A 14,909-nucleotide genomic window follows, 5' to 3' on the forward strand; every position below is an offset into this window, starting at 1 on the left:
GGGAGAGGAGATCCGACTGCGAGCTTTACATCGTGGAAGGCTCGAGGCCCCCGGCGCGCTGCTGCGCCTGCAGGAACGCATCGAAGTTGAGCTCGGCGACCTGGTTCCACAGGTAGTGGTCCTTGCGGAACGCCTTGATCGAGTCCCAGATCTTCTTGAAGTTGGGGCTCGCCGTTTCGAACCCGGCATAGACCTCGTTGGCGGCCTTGAAGCTGGCTTCCATGATCTCCGGGCTGAACGGACGGAGCTGCGCGCCGGCCGCCACCAGCTTCTTGAGCGCGGTGGGGTTCACGTAGTCGTACTTGGCCAGCATGTCGTTGCTGGTCGCCTGGCATGCGGTCTTCAGCAGGGACTGATAGGCCGGCGGCAGTTCGTTGAACTTGTCGCGGTTCATCAGGGCATGGACGGTCGGGCCACCCTCCCACCAGCCGGGGTAGTAGTAGTAGGGCGCGACCTTCTGGAAGCCCAGCTTCTCGTCGTCATAGGGGCCGACCCACTCGGCAGCGTCGATCGTGCCCTTCTCGAGCGCGTTGAAGATCTCGCCACCGGGCAGCGTCTGCGGAATGACGCCCAGCTTGGTCATGATCGCCCCGGCGAAGCCGACGCGCATCTTGAGGCCCTGCAGGTCGGCGACCGAGTTGATCTCCTTGCGGAACCAGCCGCCCATCTGAGCCGCGGTGTTGCCGCAGGGGAAGCCGACGATGTTGTAGCTCGAGAAGAACTCGTTCGAGAGCTCGAGGCCGCCGCCATGATAGTACCAGGCGCTCATGCCGCGGGCGTTGAGCGAGAACGGAATGGCCGAGAGCGCCGCCCAGGCGACGTCCTTGCCGGAGAAGTAGTAGCCGACCGTATGGGCGAGCTCGACGGTGCCTGCCGCAACCGCGTCGACCACCTCGAACGGCGGCACGATCTCGCCGGCCGCGAACACGTCGATGGTGAAGTTCCCGTCGGTCGCCTCGCTCACATACTTCGCCAGCGTCTGGCCGCCGCCAAAGATGGTGTCGAGCCCCTTGGGGAAAGACGAAGCCAGGCGCCAGCTGATCTTGGGCTGGCTCTGCGCGAGCGCCGGTGCGGCTAGGGTTGTCGCTGCGGCGGCGCCGGCGGTGAGCGCGGTGGCCGACTTGAAGAATTCACGTCTCTTCATTCGCGTAGTCCTCCCAATGGCTTATTGCCCGGCCGTCCCATCCGGCCTTGCGGGCTAGATGAACAGGGGTCGCCGCGGCTGTCCATCTGCTGCGGCAATCAAATCCGCAAAATACTTCCGGCGCGGGGAATAAATCCGGCGGCCCGGTGTTGGTGTCGGTGAGGGCCGGCCAATGCCTGTGCCCGGAACCCTAACGGAGGGAAGTCATGAAACTCGCAGTCACGCTTGGCGCAGCCGCGCTCGCCCTGTTCGCCACCGCTGCCATCGCCGAGGACTATGCCGGCGGCGCCATCAAGTCGACCGAGATCGGCGGCAAGGAAGTGCTCGTGGGCGCCAACGACATGACGCTCTACACCTATGACAAGGACACGGCCGGCGTCTCCAACTGCTACGACAAGTGCGCCGAGAACTGGCCGCCTGCGTTCGCCGATGCCGGTGCCAAGGCCGAGGGCGCTTTCACCATCGTCGATCGCACCGACGGCACCAAGATGTGGGCCTACAAGGGCAAGCCGCTCTACTTCTGGGTCAAGGACACCAAGCCCGGCGACACTACCGGCGACATGGTCGGTGAGGTCTGGCACACTGCCTACGAAGAGTAAGCGGCCCAGCTGATCGCATGGACTTCCTGGACGAGATCGAGGCGACGGTTCCGGCGCTCAGGCGCTATGCGCGCGCCCTGACGCGCAATCCCGATCGCGCCGACGATCTCGTCCAGGACTGCATCGAGCGGGCCATCCGCAAGCGCGGCCTGTTCCTGCCCACCGGATCGCTTCAGGGCTGGCTGTTCCGCATCCTCATCAACCTCTGGCGCAACGACCTGCGGTTCGAGCGCCGGCGCGGAGACCACGTTCCCATCGACAATCTCGTTTCCGAACCTTCGGTGGCGCCGGCCCAGCCGGGGCGCATGGCGCTCGCCGAAATGTCGCGTGCCATCGACCGGCTGCCCGACGACCAGAGGGAGGCCCTGCTGCTTGTGGTGCTCGAGGGCGTGAGCTACGCCGACGCTGCCGGCATGCTCGGCATCCCGGCCGGCACGCTGATGTCTCGCCTGGCACGGGCGCGGGCGACGCTTCGCACGCTGACCGGCAGCGGCGAGGAGCCCAGACTGAGGTCGGTCAAATGACGCCATCCGTTCCGATCTCCGAGACCGACCTGCACGCCTATGCCGACGGCCAGCTGACGCCTGAGCGCGTCGCCGAGGTCGAGGCCTGGCTCGCGGCGCATCCCGACAAGGCGGCAGAGGTTGCCGGCTGGCAGCGCCAGAACGAGGCGCTCGAGGCCCTGTTCGGCGGCGCGGCGACCGAGACGGTGCCGGCGCGGCTCGACCCGCACCTCATCGCGCGCTCGGGCGGGCTGCGGCGAAGCTGGCCGCAGATGGCGGCCGCGGCCCTGGTGCTGCTGGCGCTGGGCGGCGCCATCGGCTGGGCGGCGAACGGGTACCTCCGGAGTTCCGCCAGCGACCAGCTCATCGCCTCGGCGGTGAATGCCCATGCGCTCTATGTCCGCGAGAACCGCCATGCCGTCGAAGTGGCGGCGACCGATCGCGACCACCTCGTCACGTGGCTGTCGAACCGCGTCGACCGGCCGATCAGCCCGCCCGATCTCGGGCCCGACGGGTTCGAGCTCGTCGGCGGTCGGCTGCTGCCTGGGGAGGAGAACGGGCCGGGGCCGGCGGCGCAGCTGATGTACGAGAATGCGGCCAAGGAACGGGTGACGGTCTACATCACCGCGGCGCTGGCCGACCGGCGCAGCGAGCGCGAGTTCACCAGCCGGCGCAACCTCGATGCCTTCTACTGGGCCAATGACCGCATCACCTGCACCGTGGTCGGCGACCTGCCCGAGGAGCAGATGCAGGCGGTGGCGAAGAAGGTCTACCAGCAGCTCAGCCGGCGCCCCGACGGCAGCACCGGCGAGGGCTGGCGCGGCTAAACCTCAGTAGCCCTGCCGCTTCAGCAGGTCGTTCGAGTGGATGTTGTGGGGGCCGATGTTCCGGATGTCGCGCTCGCCGAGCAGCGCCATCGTGGTGTCGGTTTCCTTGCGGATGATGTCGAAGGCCCGCGTCACTCCCGCCTCGCCCCCGGCGCCGAGGCCATAGAGCACCGGGCGGCCGATCAGCACGCCCCTGGCGCCCAGCGCCAGCGCCTTGAGCAGGTCCTGGCCCGAGCGGATGCCGCCATCCGTCAGAACTTCGGTCCTCTTGCCGACCACGTCGACGATCTCGGGCAGGACGCGGATCGAGGAGGGCGCGCCATCGAGCTGACGCCCGCCGTGGTTGGAGACGACGATGGCGTCGGCGCCGTGCGAGACCGCGAGCGCCGCATCCTCGGCATCGAGCACGCCCTTGACGATGACGGGGCCGCCGAAGCGGTCCTTGACCCAGCCAACCTCCTTCCAGTTGAGACGCGGGTCGAACTGCTGCGCGATCCAGCTCGAGAGCGAGCTCAGGTCGTCGACGTCCTTTGCGTGGCCGACGACATTGCTGAAGGTGCGTCGCTTCGCGCCCAGCATGCCGAAGGCCCAGCCGGGGCGGGTAACGATCTGGGAGATCGAGTTGAGGTTTAACCTGGGCGGCGCCGACAGGCCGTTGCGGATGTCGGCATGGCGCTGGCCGAGGATCTGGAGGTCCATCGTCATGATCAGCGCGGAGCACTTCGCCGCCTTGGCGCGATCGATCAGGCGCTCCATGAACGGCTTGTCGCGCATCATGTAGAGCTGGAACCAGAACGGCTTGCCGGTCGCCTCGGCCACGTCCTCGATGGAGCCGATGCTCATGGTGGAGAGCGAGAAGGGGATGCCGAACTTTTCGGCCGCACGGGCCGCCTTGACCTCGCCGTCGGCGACCTGGAGGCCGCATATGGCGGCAGGGCCGACGGCCATCGGCAGGCTCGCCGGCTGGCCGACGAGCGTGGTCGCCAGCGAGCGGTTTTCCATGTCGACCGCGACGCGCTGGCGGAACCGGATGTGCTCAAAGTCGCTCTCGTTGGCCCGGAAGGTGCTCCCGGTCCACGAGCCGCTCTCGGAGTAGTCGAAGAACATGCGGGGCACGCGGCCGCGCGCCCGCTGCTTCAGATCGTTGATCGTCAGTGCTGCACTCAATCCGCTCATTGCCATCCTCCTCCTCGGGGACTGAGCGGCAGAGGGTGCTCCTACCCTAGTACCCCTGCCGCTTCAGCAGTTCGTTCGAATAGATGTTGTGAAGTCCGACGTTCTTGATGTCGCGCTCGCCCAACAGGGCCATGGTGACATCCATCTCCTTGTTGATGATCTGGAGCGCACGGGTCACCCCGGCTTCACCGCCGGCGCCCAGCCCGAAGGCCATGGCGCGGCCGACGAAGGTTCCTTTCGCGCCCAGCGCGATGGCCTTGAGCACATCCTGACCCGAGCGGATGCCGGAGTCCATCATCACCTCGGTGCGGTTGCCCACCGCATCGACGATCTCAGGCAGCACCCGGATCGAGGAGGGGGCGCCATCGAGCTGGCGGCCGCCATGGTTGGAGACGATGATGCCGTCGGCGCCGTTCTCGACGGCGAGGCGCGCGTCCTCGGCATCAAGGATGCCCTTGACCACGACCGGGCCGCCGAAGCGCTTCTTGATCCAGGCGATGTCTTTCCAGTTCAGCGTCAGGTCGAACTGCGTCGCCGTCCACTGGCTGAGCGAGGCGAGGTCCACCGCCTCGGTGACGTGGCCCGCGATGTTGCGGAAAGTGCGCCGCTTGGTGCCCAGCATGCCGAAGGCCCAGGCCGGCTTGGTGGCGATCTCGAACAGGAACTTCGGCGTGATCGGCGGCGGCGCCTTCAGCCCGTTGCGGATGTCCTTGTGGCGCTGGCCGAGGATCTGGAGGTCCATGGTGAGGACCAGCACCGGGCACTTGGCGGCCTTGGCGCGATCGATCAGCCGCTCGATGAAGGGCTTGTCGCGCATGACGTAGAGCTGGAACCAGAACGGCTTGCTCGTATTCTCGGCAATGTCCTCGATCGAGCAGATGGCCATGGTCGAGAGCGTGAAGGGGATGCCGAACTTCTCGGCAGCGCGGGCTGCCTTGATCTCGCCGTCGGCCGACTGCATGCCGGTCGAGCCCACGGGCGCGATGGCGACAGGCATCGAGACGGGCTGGCCCATCATGGTGGTGGCGAGGTTCCGGTCCTCGAGGTTCACGGCCACGCGCTGGCGCAGCAGGATCTTCTCGAAATCGGTCGTGTTCTGCCGATAGGTCTGCTCGGTCCAGGAGCCGGAGTCCGCATAGTCGAAGAACATCTTGGGCACGCGCCGCCGCGCCGCCTTCATCAGGTCTTCGATGGTGAGGTACTTGTCGAGATTGGCCATGTGCGCCCCGAGGGAAATGCTGGCGCTTTCTAGTTCCGTGACATGTCAGTGGTCAATGAGACGTTGGGTGCGGCGGGGGTGCGAGGCACCCGTCGCCGGAGCGGAACCGCACCATCGCATGGGGTCCCCGGGTCAAGCCCGGGGATGACGGTGGGAGGAGTGGCGAGGGCGGTGCCACACCCTCGATGTCATCCCTGCGAAAGCAGGGACCCATTTCTCCACCGGCGCGGGCTGCGCGTTGGGTCCCTGCTTGCGCAGGGATGACAGCCAGTGGGTGGGCGCGATAGTGCCTCAGAATACCATGCGTGCTCATGCAGCCGACAGCCATGTGGCTTCGGGCACACCCCCTCCGAGCTACGCCAGGTCGCGTTGCTCCCAAGCTTTGCTTGCCTCCCCCGTCGAGGGGGAGGTGGGGCAGGTGGGTGTGGCGCGAGGGTGCCTGAGCCCCGGCCGGCACCCTCCCCTTGACGGGGAGGGTTGGGGAGGGGTGAGCGGCGGAGCGGGTGCCTGGGCGACCTACGCTTCCAGCCACTTCACCTGTTCGGGCGTCAGCTTGATGTCGAAGGCGTTCATGCTGTCGTCGAGTTCGTGGAGGGTCCGCGGGCCGATGAGCGGGATGGACGGGAAGTCCTGCGCCAGCACATAGGCGAGGGCGACGTGGATCGGGTTCTTGCCGAGCTTTCCGGCCAGCTCGATCGCGCGGTCGCGGCGGGCGAAGTTGCGGTCGTTGTACCAGACGCGGACCATCTCCTCGCTGTCGCGCTTGTCCCGGCCGGCGCGGTCGGTGAAGAAGCCGCGGGCCTGGCTCGACCAGGAGAAGTTGGGGATCTGGCGATCCTTCAGCCACTGCTTCCACTCGTCGGTCGAGGAGGTGACGCAGCCGGCCCAGATCGGGTCGAGCATCTCGGCGAGAGCGAAGTTGTTCGAGAGCGCCCCCGGCCGCTGCTTGCCGTGCTTGTCGGCATAGGCAATGGCCTCGTCGAAGCGCTCCCTGGTCCAGTTCGAGCCGCCGAACGGCCCGCGGATGCGGCCCTTCTTGACCTCGGCATCCATGGCGTCGACGAACTCGCCGACCGGGACATCGAGATTGTCGCGGTGCATGAAGTAGACGTCGACATAGTCGGTCTGCAGCCGGTCGAGCGACTGGGTGAGCTGCTTGGAAATGACGTCGGGGTAGACGAGGGGGCTATGGGCGCCCTTGCCGATCACCACGGCCTGCTCGCGCACGCCGCGCGACTTCTGCCACTCGCCGAAGAGCTTTTCGGTGTAGCCGCCGGCATAGATGAAGGCGGTGTCGAAGATGTTGCCGCCGCGCTCGAAGAAGGCATCGAGCAGGATCGCGCCCGAGGGGAAGGTGCGGAAGTCCTCGAAGCCCAGCGCCACCGAGGAGGCGGGCTTCTGCACGCCCGGGATGGTGCGCTTGGGGATCACCGTGCCGCCCGACTTCAGGGGCCGGCCGGAGAGGGTGTGGACGCGCTTGATCGACTTTTCGACCGCGTACTCGATGCCGGCGTCGGAGCGCCACTTGTCGAGCACGCGGGCATTGCCGAGGCTGTCGGCCCAGGTCATGCCCGGGGCGGTGAATTCCTGCCGGCCGGCGAGGATCGCCTCGGCCACGGCATCGGCCTCGAAGGCGTAGAGGTGGCGCTGCTTGCCGACGCTCACCGTTTCGCGGCTGCCGTCCTTCCTGATGATGTCGATCTTGCCGTCGCCGCCGGCGCGGTCGCCGTTGGCGAACCAGAAGTCCGGCACTTCGATCGTGCCTTCGGAGCCGAAGATGCGGGCGACGTTGTCGAGGTTGGCCATGATGGCGCAGCTCACCTGGGCGGTGATGCCGTTCTCGAACACCAGCACGGCGGCCGCCGTGTTGTCGGTGCCTTCGGGGTTGAGCGCAGCGGTGCCAACGACCTTGACCGGGTCGAGGAAGGGCTTGCCCGCCGCGGCGCCGGCGACGAAGCGGACGAAGGAAACGGGGTAGCCGCCGACATCGAGGATGCCGCCGCCCGCGTGCTCGGACGCGAACAGCCGGTGGTTTGCGTCAAAGCGCGACATCTGGAAGCCGAAGCTCGACGAGATGAAGCGGACCTCGCCGATGGCGCCGGAATTGATCAGTTCCCAGATCTTCTGGGTCTGGGGGTGGAGGCGGTACATGAAGGCTTCGGCGGCGAAGGTGCCGGCCTTGCAGTGCGCGTGGATGATGGCGTCGACCTCGAAGGCCGAGAGCGCCATGGGCTTTTCGATCAGCACATGCTTGCCGGCCTCGGCGGCCTTGATCGCCCATTCGGCGTGGCCCGGGTGCGGGGTCGCGATGTAGATCGCGTCGACGTCGGGGTCCCTCAGGATCGCCTCATAGCCATCGAGGATGCGGGCCTCGGGGAAATCGGTCTTGAGGCTTGCCTTGCCAGGATTGCGGGTGGCGATGGCCTCGAGCTTGCCCAGCTTGCTGTCGAGCACGCCGCGGCGGAAATCCCTGGCGATAGCGCCCGGGCCGATGATCCCCCAGCGGATTGGGGCCTTGATAGTCATGGTCGTCTCCTCGATGGTCGGAAGCCCGCGCCGAATGCGTTGCCGGTGCGGGCGAAAGGTAGGTCTACTTCACCGCGCCCAGCATGCCTTCGACGAAGCGGCGCTGGAGCAGGAAGAAGATGATGAGGGTGGGCAGGGTGGCGAGGATGGTCCCGAACAGGATCATCCCGAAGTCGGGCGTGTACGACGAGGTCAGCGACGAGATGACGAGCGTCGCCGTCTTCTGCTCGGGCTTGTTGAGGACGATCAGCGGCCAGAGATAGTTGTTCCAGTTGGCCATGAACACGATGATGATGGCCGCCGCGTAGGTCGAGCGCATCGTGGGCAGGTAGATGTAGAAGAAGATCTGCCACTCGTTGAGCCCATCGACCCGCGCCGCGTCGCGCAACTCGCCCGGGAATGCCTTCGTCGCCTGGCGGAAGTAGAAGATGATGAAGATCGAGGCAATGCCGGGCAGGACGACTGCCGCGACGGTGCCCACGAGCTTGAACTGCGAGATCATCACGAACAGCGGCACCATCAGCGCCGCGAACGGGATCGAGAGCAGCAGCAGCATGAGGCCAAAGATGCGCTCGCGGAACCGCGACCGGAACATCTCGAACCCGTAGCCGGCGAGGGACGAGATCGCGAGCGTCAGAACGGTGCCGACAAGGGCGATGAAGGCCGAGTTCCAGAAGATGCGCGGCGCGTCGACGGTGGTGAAGAAATTGGTGGCATTGACGAGCAGCTGGTCGCCGAACGTCGCCTTGCCGATACCGATGTCGACCGAGCGGTTCGTTGCGCCCACGACCATCCAGAAGAACGGGAAGATCGAGACGAACGCCGCCAGGCTCAGCAGCAGGTAGGTGATTGCGCGGCCGACGTAGTGCGGAACCTTGAACGAGCCCGTACGGGGCTCGGCACGGGATGTCGCAAGGGGAAGGGCCTGGTCGGTCATTTGCTGCGATCCCGTGCGATGACGAACTGCGCGAAGCTCAGGACGGCGACGAGCAGGACGATGACCCAGGACACCGTGGCCGAGTAGCCGAAGCTGGGCATGAACTTGAAGGTCAGGTTGTAGATGTACAGCGAGAGCGTGAGCGTCGAGTCCGACGGGCCGCCCTGGGTGATGTTGTTGACCTCGTCAAACAGCTGCAGGGTGCCGATGGTCGAAATAATGGTGGTGAACAGGATCACCGGCTTCAGCATCGGCACGGTGATGTACCAGAAGCGGTGCCAGCCGGAGGCGCCGTCGATGCGGGCGGCTTCGTAGATCGACCGGTCGACGTTCTGCAGCGCCGCCAGGTAGAAGACCATGTTGTAGCCGGTCCAGCGCCAGGTGATGGCGATGATGATGAGGATCTTGGCCCAGAACGGATCCTGCAGCCAATGGATCGGCTCCTGGATGATCCAGAGCCCCATCAGCATCTTGTTGACGATGCCATCGGTGGCGAACATCGACTTGAACAGGGTCGAATACGCGATCAGCGAGGTGACGCAGGGCAGGAAGATCGCGGTCCGAAAGAAGCCGCGGAAGCGCAGCTTGGGGTCGTTGAGCGCCACTGCCGCAAGGAGCGCGAGGCCGATCATGATCGGTACTTGCACCACGAGGAAGGTCAGCGTGTTGACCAGCGCCCGGATGAAGACCGGGTCCTTGGTCAGGCGGATAATGTTGGCGAAACCGCCGAAACTGAAGTTCATCCCCTTGCCGACCTGGAAGCTCATCCAGAGCGACCACAGGATCGGATAGAGCATGAAGATGCCGAGCAGCACGAGGGCGGGCGCGATGAACGTCCAGCCGGCTATGTGCTCGGTTCGGCCAAGTCTTGCGTTTGCCATGCCAACTCCCCCGACAGGCTACCATACAACAGCTGCCGGCCGCACTCCGGCAGGGGAGTGCGACCGCCGAACGGGAGGAGGCGGGGCGTATCGCCCAGCCTCCGGGCCCGTTACTGCATCTGCTGGCTGGCCTGGTCGTTGATGGCCTTGAGCGCTTCGTCGACGCTGCCGCCCTTGACGACGGTCGGGAGCTGGGCAACCACGGCCGAGTCAACTTCGGCGGTGTAGATGCCGTAGTCGATGGCCGGGATCTTGGCCTGCCATTCGGAGAAGTTCGCCCACACCGGCTGGCCGCCGAAGAAGTCGTCCGAAGCCTTGTAGGCCTCGCCGGCCGAAGCCGGGAGCCAGGTGCTGAACGCGCCCTGGCCGACGAGGATCTTCTGGTAGAAATCGACGTCGGTGGCCCAGACGGACTTCAGGAAGTCGACGGCGGCGTCCTTGCCGGCGCCCGACGAGAGGACGTACCAGCTCGAGCCCCCTTCGTTCGAGTAGCCGGTGGCGCCTTCGACGCCCTCGAGCTTCGGGATGGGAGCGACGCCCCACTTGCCGGCCTGGTCGGGCTGCGACTTGATGGTGCCGGTCATCCACACGCCATTGAGGGCGACAGCGGTCTCACCCGAGGTGAAGGCGCCGGTGAATTCGGTCCAGCCGGAGGCGGGCTTGACGATATCGGCCTGCCAGATCTTGGCGTAGGTCTCGAGTGCGGCCTTCAGCGGCTTGTTGTCGACGATGTTGAGGGTGCCGTCGGCGTTGAAGTACCAGGCGCCGGCCGACTGCATCATGACGCGGATCAGGCCGCTGCCGTTGAGGTCGAGGGCGATGAGGTTGTGGCCGGTCTTGGCCTTCACGTCCTTGCCGATCTGGATGAACTTGTCCCAGGTCAGGTCCTGCAGAGCGTCGGCTTCGTAACCCGCTTCCTTGAGGTAGTCGGCGCGGTAGAAGAGGCCGGTAACGCCCGAGTCGAAGGGCAGCGAGTACGACTTGCCGTCGTGCGTGGCAGCCGCGACCTTGTAGGGCGCGAACTGGGTCATATCGATCGAGTCCGACAGCGGAACGAAGGCGCCGGGGAAGGACTGCAGGTACTTCTGCGCCACGTCGTCCTGGATCAGCACGATGTCGGGCAGGCCGGTGGTGTCACCGGCGAGCAGCTGGGTCTGCAGCTTCTGGCGGATATCCTCCTGCTGCATGCTGTCGTCGATCTTGATGTTCACATCCGGATGCGACGGGGCATAGCGCGACGCGGCTTCCTTCATGGCAGCGCCGTTGAAATTGGTATCCCAGGCCCAGACGGTGACGTCGACGGCCATGGCCGCGGTCATGGTGAGCATGGAAACGCCGGCAGCGGCGGCAATGGCCAGCGCGTGGCGCCACCCCGAAGTATTGCTAGACATGAATTCCTCCCTTTTCGTTTGGCTCACCTTTGGTAAGCGTGGTTAGGATATGCGACAAAAGGGGCATGTCCGCGACAAAGGGAAACTGGACTTGGCGGAAAGTAAGGTGCCGCAGCGGCCGATCTATCACCCCGGCGCGAGCAGCGTGGAAGGTCTGCCCAATGCGCTGCAGATGTTCCACACGACCCCGCTGGTGATGATGAAGCCGCACTGGCACGCGCAGGTCGAAGTGAACTTCGTCATGTCGGGCTCGGTGCATTACCGCATGCACACCCACGAACTGACGCTGACCGCCGGGCAGATGGTGCTGTTCTGGGGCGGGCTGCCGCACCAGATGGACGACCTTTCGGACGGTGCGGTCTATGCCGGCGCGCACCTGCCGCTGATGCACTTCTTCCGGCTGCGCCTGCCCGAGGACGTACCGCACCGGCTGATGCAGGGCGCGACACTCAAGATCGACACCACCGACGATTCCGACGTTTCCAGCTTTCCGCGCTGGAACCTCTATGCCCGCTCCGGCGATCCGGTGAAGGCCCAGCACGCGGTCGACGAGCTGGTGCTGAGGCTGGAAAGGGTGCGGTTCGAGCCCTTCGAACTCATCGGCGACACGGCGACGACCGGTACCCAGCTCGAGACGGCGGAAGTGCAGTCGTCGCGCAATGTGGGGCGGATGTGCGATTTCATCGCCGCCAACTTCCTCCACGAGATCGATTCGATCGACATTGCGGCGGCGGCGGACCTTCATCCGAAATACGCCATGAGCATCTTCAAGCGCTCGACCGGCATGACGCTCAACGAGTACGTCAACCTGCTGCGGCTGAGCTATGCGCAGGCGCTGCTGCTGCGCGACGACGCCAATGTGCTGCGGGTGGCGATGGAATCGGGCTTCGGCTCGCTCAGCGCCTTCAACAAGGCTTTCCGCAAGATCGCCGGCATGTCGCCCTCCGACTTCCGGCGCGATGCCTTCATCCCCGGCGTGCTCGCGTCCTGAGCTTGAACAGGCGCGGGCGGGCATTGTAACGATGCCCGACTTTGGCGCGCGGGGGGATGCTCGATGTTCGTAGTGGGTGGCGAGAGCCTGATCGATCTGGTGCAGGAACCGGTCGGGGCCGACGGCGTCGTGCACATGACGGCGCATCAGGGCGGATCGCCCTATAACTGCGCCATCGCGCTTTCCAAACTCGGCAACGACACCGGCTATCTCTGCCCGATCAGCAAGGATGGCTTCGGCACCTACCTGCTCGGTCCGCTCGACGCGGCCGGGGTGAAGCCGCTGCTCAAGGAACGCGTGTTCGCCCCCACGACGCTGGCCGTGGTGACGCTCGATGCGCAGAAGAAGGCGCAGTACGAGTTCTATCGCGGCGCCGACCGGGCCTTCACGCAGGAAGGCATGGTCGCGACGCTCCCCGACGCGCTCGATGTCTACCAGATCGGCGGCTTCTGCCCGATCGAGCCGACGGACGCCGCGATCTGGACCGAAGTGGTGAAAGCGGCTGCCAGGAACGGCGCGACGATCTCGATCGACCCGAATGTGCGCCCGTCGCTGGTGTCCGACTTCGAGGGCTACAAGACCCGCCTCGGAGCCTTTCTCGACCTCTCGCACATCATCAAGATGTCGATCGAGGACCTCTTGGCGCTGCAGCCCGAGCTCTCGATCGAAGCGCATAGCGCGGCGCTGCTGGCGCGACCGAACTGCGAGCTGGTGGTGGTGACGCTGGGCGAAGAGGGCTCGCTGGCCTTCTCGAAGAGCGTGCGCGGCAAGGCCGGCATCTGGGCCCCGCCGGTGTTCGGCGACACGGTCGGCGCGGGCGACAGCCTGATGGCCGGCATCCTCACGTGGCTCAGAGACCACGACGCGCTGAAGCCGGGCCGGCTCGGCGCCCTGACCGGGGATCAGCTCAACGACATGCTGCGCTTCGGCGCCGTGGTGGCGGGTATCAACTGCGGCCGCAAGGGGTGCGTGCCGCCCACCCGCGCCGAGGTCGACGTGGTGCTGGGCCGGGGCTGAAGGAGCTCAACGGCTTCTGTTTGCTCCCTCATGGCCGGGACGAGCCCGGTGATGAGGGATCGCATTGGGAGCGGCGCACTTCAACCGCGAGACGCTAGGCCCCGGCGCGGATCACGAGAGCGTCGTCGAGCGTCATTTCGGTGTGGCGCAGCCATTCGGGCCGGCTCACAGGGAAATCGGTGCGATAGTGCCCGCCACGGCTTTCCTCGCGCTGTAGCGCTCCCGCCGCGACCAGTGTCGCCGAGACCGTCATGTTGAGGAACGAGCGGGTAACGCCCTGCGCCGTGGTTTCGAGCTCGGCGATGCGGCGGAGCGCCTTGCGCAAGTCGGTCGCGTTGCGCTCGACGCCGACGAGGTCGGTCATCACGCGGCGCAATTCCTGCACCGATGGGTGGTTCCTCAGCCGCTCCTCGACCGCTTCGCCCTCGGCCTCGTTCCAGCCGATGCCGGGGAAGGGGGCGAGCGGCGCGCGCAGGGGCTCGAGCCCCGAGATATCGGCGGCGATGCGGGCGCCGTAGACCACGGCTTCGAGCAGCGAGTTGGAGGCAAGCCGGTTGGCGCCGTGGAGGCCGGTCGACGAGCACTCCCCGGCGGCCCAGAGGCCGGGCAGGGAGGTGCGGCCGCGGTCGTCCACCTTCACTCCACCCATGTGGTAGTGGGCGGCCGGGGTCACCGGGATCAACTGGGTCACGGGGTCGATGCCCGCGTCGAGGCAGTACTTCGCAACCGTCGGGAAGTCGGTGAGGATGCGGGGGCCGATCGCCTGCCGCGTATCGAGGAAGACGCGGTGCCCGGCCCTGATCTGGCGGTAGTTGGCGCGGGCGACGATGTCGCGGGGGGCCAGCTCGGCATCCGGATGCACCGCGGGCATGAAGCGCTCGCCGAGTTCGTTGACGAGGATGGCGCCTTCGCCGCGCAGGGCTTCGGTGGCCAGCGGGGCCGGATCGGCGCCGGTGGCGATGGCGGTGGGGTGGAACTGCACGAACTCGGGGTCGGCGATCAGCGCTCCGGCCCGGGCCGCCATGCCCATGGCGTGGCCGCGGACACCCGGCGGGTTGGTGGTGACGGCGTAGAGGCCGCCGAGGCCGCCGGCCGCGAGCACCGTGGCGCGGGCGCGCACCAGCACCGGCTCGGCATAGCGGTCGCCGAGCTTGCGCGTGTAGACGCCGATGATGCGGCCATCGGCGCGGGCGAGGTCGACGACGGTCAGGCCCTCGACGACGCGGATCGAGGGGGTCTTGCGCACCTCGGCGATGATGGCCTGCATGATGGCGTAGCCGGCGCGATCGCCTTCGACGCGCACCACGCGGTTGCGGGAATGGGCGGCTTCCTTGCTGAGGATGTAGCGCCCCAGCTCGTCGCGGTCGAAAGGCGTGCCCCAGCGGGCGAGATCCTCGATGCGTTCGGCGGCTTCGGCGGCGACCGATATCGCTTCGGCGCTATCGACGATGCCGGCGCCGGCGATCTCGGTGTCGGTGGCGTGCGCCTGGGGCGTATCGCCTTCGCCCACGGCGGCGGCAACACCACCCTGGGCCCAGGCCGAGGATGCGCCGGAGCCGAGCGGCTTGGGGGAGATGACCGTGACGGGTCGGGGAGCGAGCTTGAGGGCGCAGAACAGCCCTGCCAGCCCGGCGCCGACGATGAGGGCACCGTCGGCGTTGAGCACGTTGTCGGTAATGGTCATCAGTCCTCCCGGGC

General features: G+C 66.5%; 13 protein-coding genes. 5 read left to right on the forward strand and 8 right to left on the reverse strand.

Features of this window, described 5'->3' with window-relative positions; genetic code table 11:
- Positions 1-25: 25 nt before the first annotated feature.
- Complete coding sequence (locus tag PRN20_RS14540; RefSeq protein WP_273958226.1) at positions 26-1,144, reverse strand: TRAP transporter substrate-binding protein; 1,119 nt, start codon at positions 1,142-1,144, stop codon at positions 26-28.
- Positions 1,145-1,350: 206 nt separating this feature from the next.
- Between PRN20_RS14540 and PRN20_RS14545 the strand changes: the two genes are divergently transcribed.
- Genes PRN20_RS14545 through PRN20_RS14555 form a run of 3 tightly spaced genes read left to right on the forward strand, consistent with a single transcriptional unit; the run spans position 1,351 to position 3,073 of the window.
- Positions 1,351-1,743 (forward strand): COG4315 family predicted lipoprotein, encoded by a 393-nt coding sequence (locus PRN20_RS14545; protein WP_273958227.1) that lies wholly within the window; start codon positions 1,351-1,353, stop codon positions 1,741-1,743.
- 17 nt (positions 1,744-1,760) lie between these two features.
- Complete coding sequence (locus tag PRN20_RS14550; RefSeq protein ID WP_273958228.1) at positions 1,761-2,267, forward strand: sigma-70 family RNA polymerase sigma factor; 507 nt, start codon at positions 1,761-1,763, stop codon at positions 2,265-2,267.
- Positions 2,264-3,073: an anti-sigma factor family protein gene (locus PRN20_RS14555; protein ID WP_273958229.1), complete on the forward strand. Its 810-nt coding sequence runs from the start codon at positions 2,264-2,266 to the stop codon at positions 3,071-3,073. The genes PRN20_RS14550 and PRN20_RS14555 overlap by 4 nt, the downstream gene beginning before the upstream one ends.
- A gap of 3 nt (positions 3,074-3,076) precedes the next feature.
- Here PRN20_RS14555 and PRN20_RS14560 read toward each other — a convergent pair whose 3' ends face one another.
- The 6 genes from PRN20_RS14560 to PRN20_RS14585 form a co-directional block, all read right to left on the reverse strand.
- On the reverse strand, positions 3,077-4,240 hold the full coding sequence (locus PRN20_RS14560; RefSeq protein WP_273959024.1) for an alpha-hydroxy acid oxidase: 1,164 nt from the start codon (positions 4,238-4,240) through the stop codon (positions 3,077-3,079).
- Between the two features lie 55 nt (positions 4,241-4,295).
- Positions 4,296-5,468 (reverse strand): alpha-hydroxy acid oxidase, encoded by a 1,173-nt coding sequence (locus PRN20_RS14565; protein ID WP_273958231.1) that lies wholly within the window; start codon positions 5,466-5,468, stop codon positions 4,296-4,298.
- 516 nt (positions 5,469-5,984) lie between these two features.
- The gene (locus tag PRN20_RS14570) at positions 5,985-7,994 is read right to left on the reverse strand and encodes an aldo/keto reductase (RefSeq protein ID WP_273958232.1); all 2,010 of its coding nucleotides are present in this window, start codon (positions 7,992-7,994) and stop codon (positions 5,985-5,987) included.
- Positions 7,995-8,058: 64 nt separating this feature from the next.
- Entirely contained in the window at positions 8,059-8,931 is an 873-nt protein-coding gene (locus PRN20_RS14575) for a carbohydrate ABC transporter permease (protein WP_273958233.1), read from the reverse strand.
- Positions 8,928-9,812, reverse strand: a complete 885-nt coding sequence (locus PRN20_RS14580; protein ID WP_273958234.1) for a carbohydrate ABC transporter permease — start codon at positions 9,810-9,812, stop codon at positions 8,928-8,930. Before PRN20_RS14580 ends, PRN20_RS14575 begins: the two co-directional genes overlap by 4 nt.
- A gap of 110 nt (positions 9,813-9,922) precedes the next feature.
- On the reverse strand, positions 9,923-11,203 hold the full coding sequence (locus PRN20_RS14585; RefSeq protein WP_273958235.1) for an ABC transporter substrate-binding protein: 1,281 nt from the start codon (positions 11,201-11,203) through the stop codon (positions 9,923-9,925).
- 106 nt (positions 11,204-11,309) lie between these two features.
- On the opposite strand from PRN20_RS14585, the gene PRN20_RS14590 reads away from it, so the two are divergent.
- Positions 11,310-12,194 carry a helix-turn-helix domain-containing protein gene (locus PRN20_RS14590; RefSeq protein ID WP_273959025.1) on the forward strand — a complete coding sequence of 295 codons (885 nt, stop codon included), beginning with the start codon at positions 11,310-11,312 and terminating at the stop codon, positions 12,192-12,194.
- A 63-nt stretch (positions 12,195-12,257) separates the two neighbouring features.
- Positions 12,258-13,211, forward strand: a complete 954-nt coding sequence (locus PRN20_RS14595; RefSeq protein WP_273958236.1) for a carbohydrate kinase family protein — start codon at positions 12,258-12,260, stop codon at positions 13,209-13,211.
- 94 nt (positions 13,212-13,305) lie between these two features.
- Here the strand turns inward: PRN20_RS14595 and PRN20_RS14600 are convergent, their stop codons facing one another.
- A complete protein-coding gene (locus tag PRN20_RS14600) occupies positions 13,306-14,895 on the reverse strand; it encodes an L-aspartate oxidase (RefSeq protein ID WP_273958237.1) in 1,590 nt (529 codons plus the stop codon).
- Between the last annotated feature and the right edge of the window lie 14 nt (positions 14,896-14,909).

It is taken from the genome of Devosia sp. ZB163, from assembly GCF_028613635.1.
GTDB lineage: Bacteria > Pseudomonadota > Alphaproteobacteria > Rhizobiales > Devosiaceae > Devosia_A.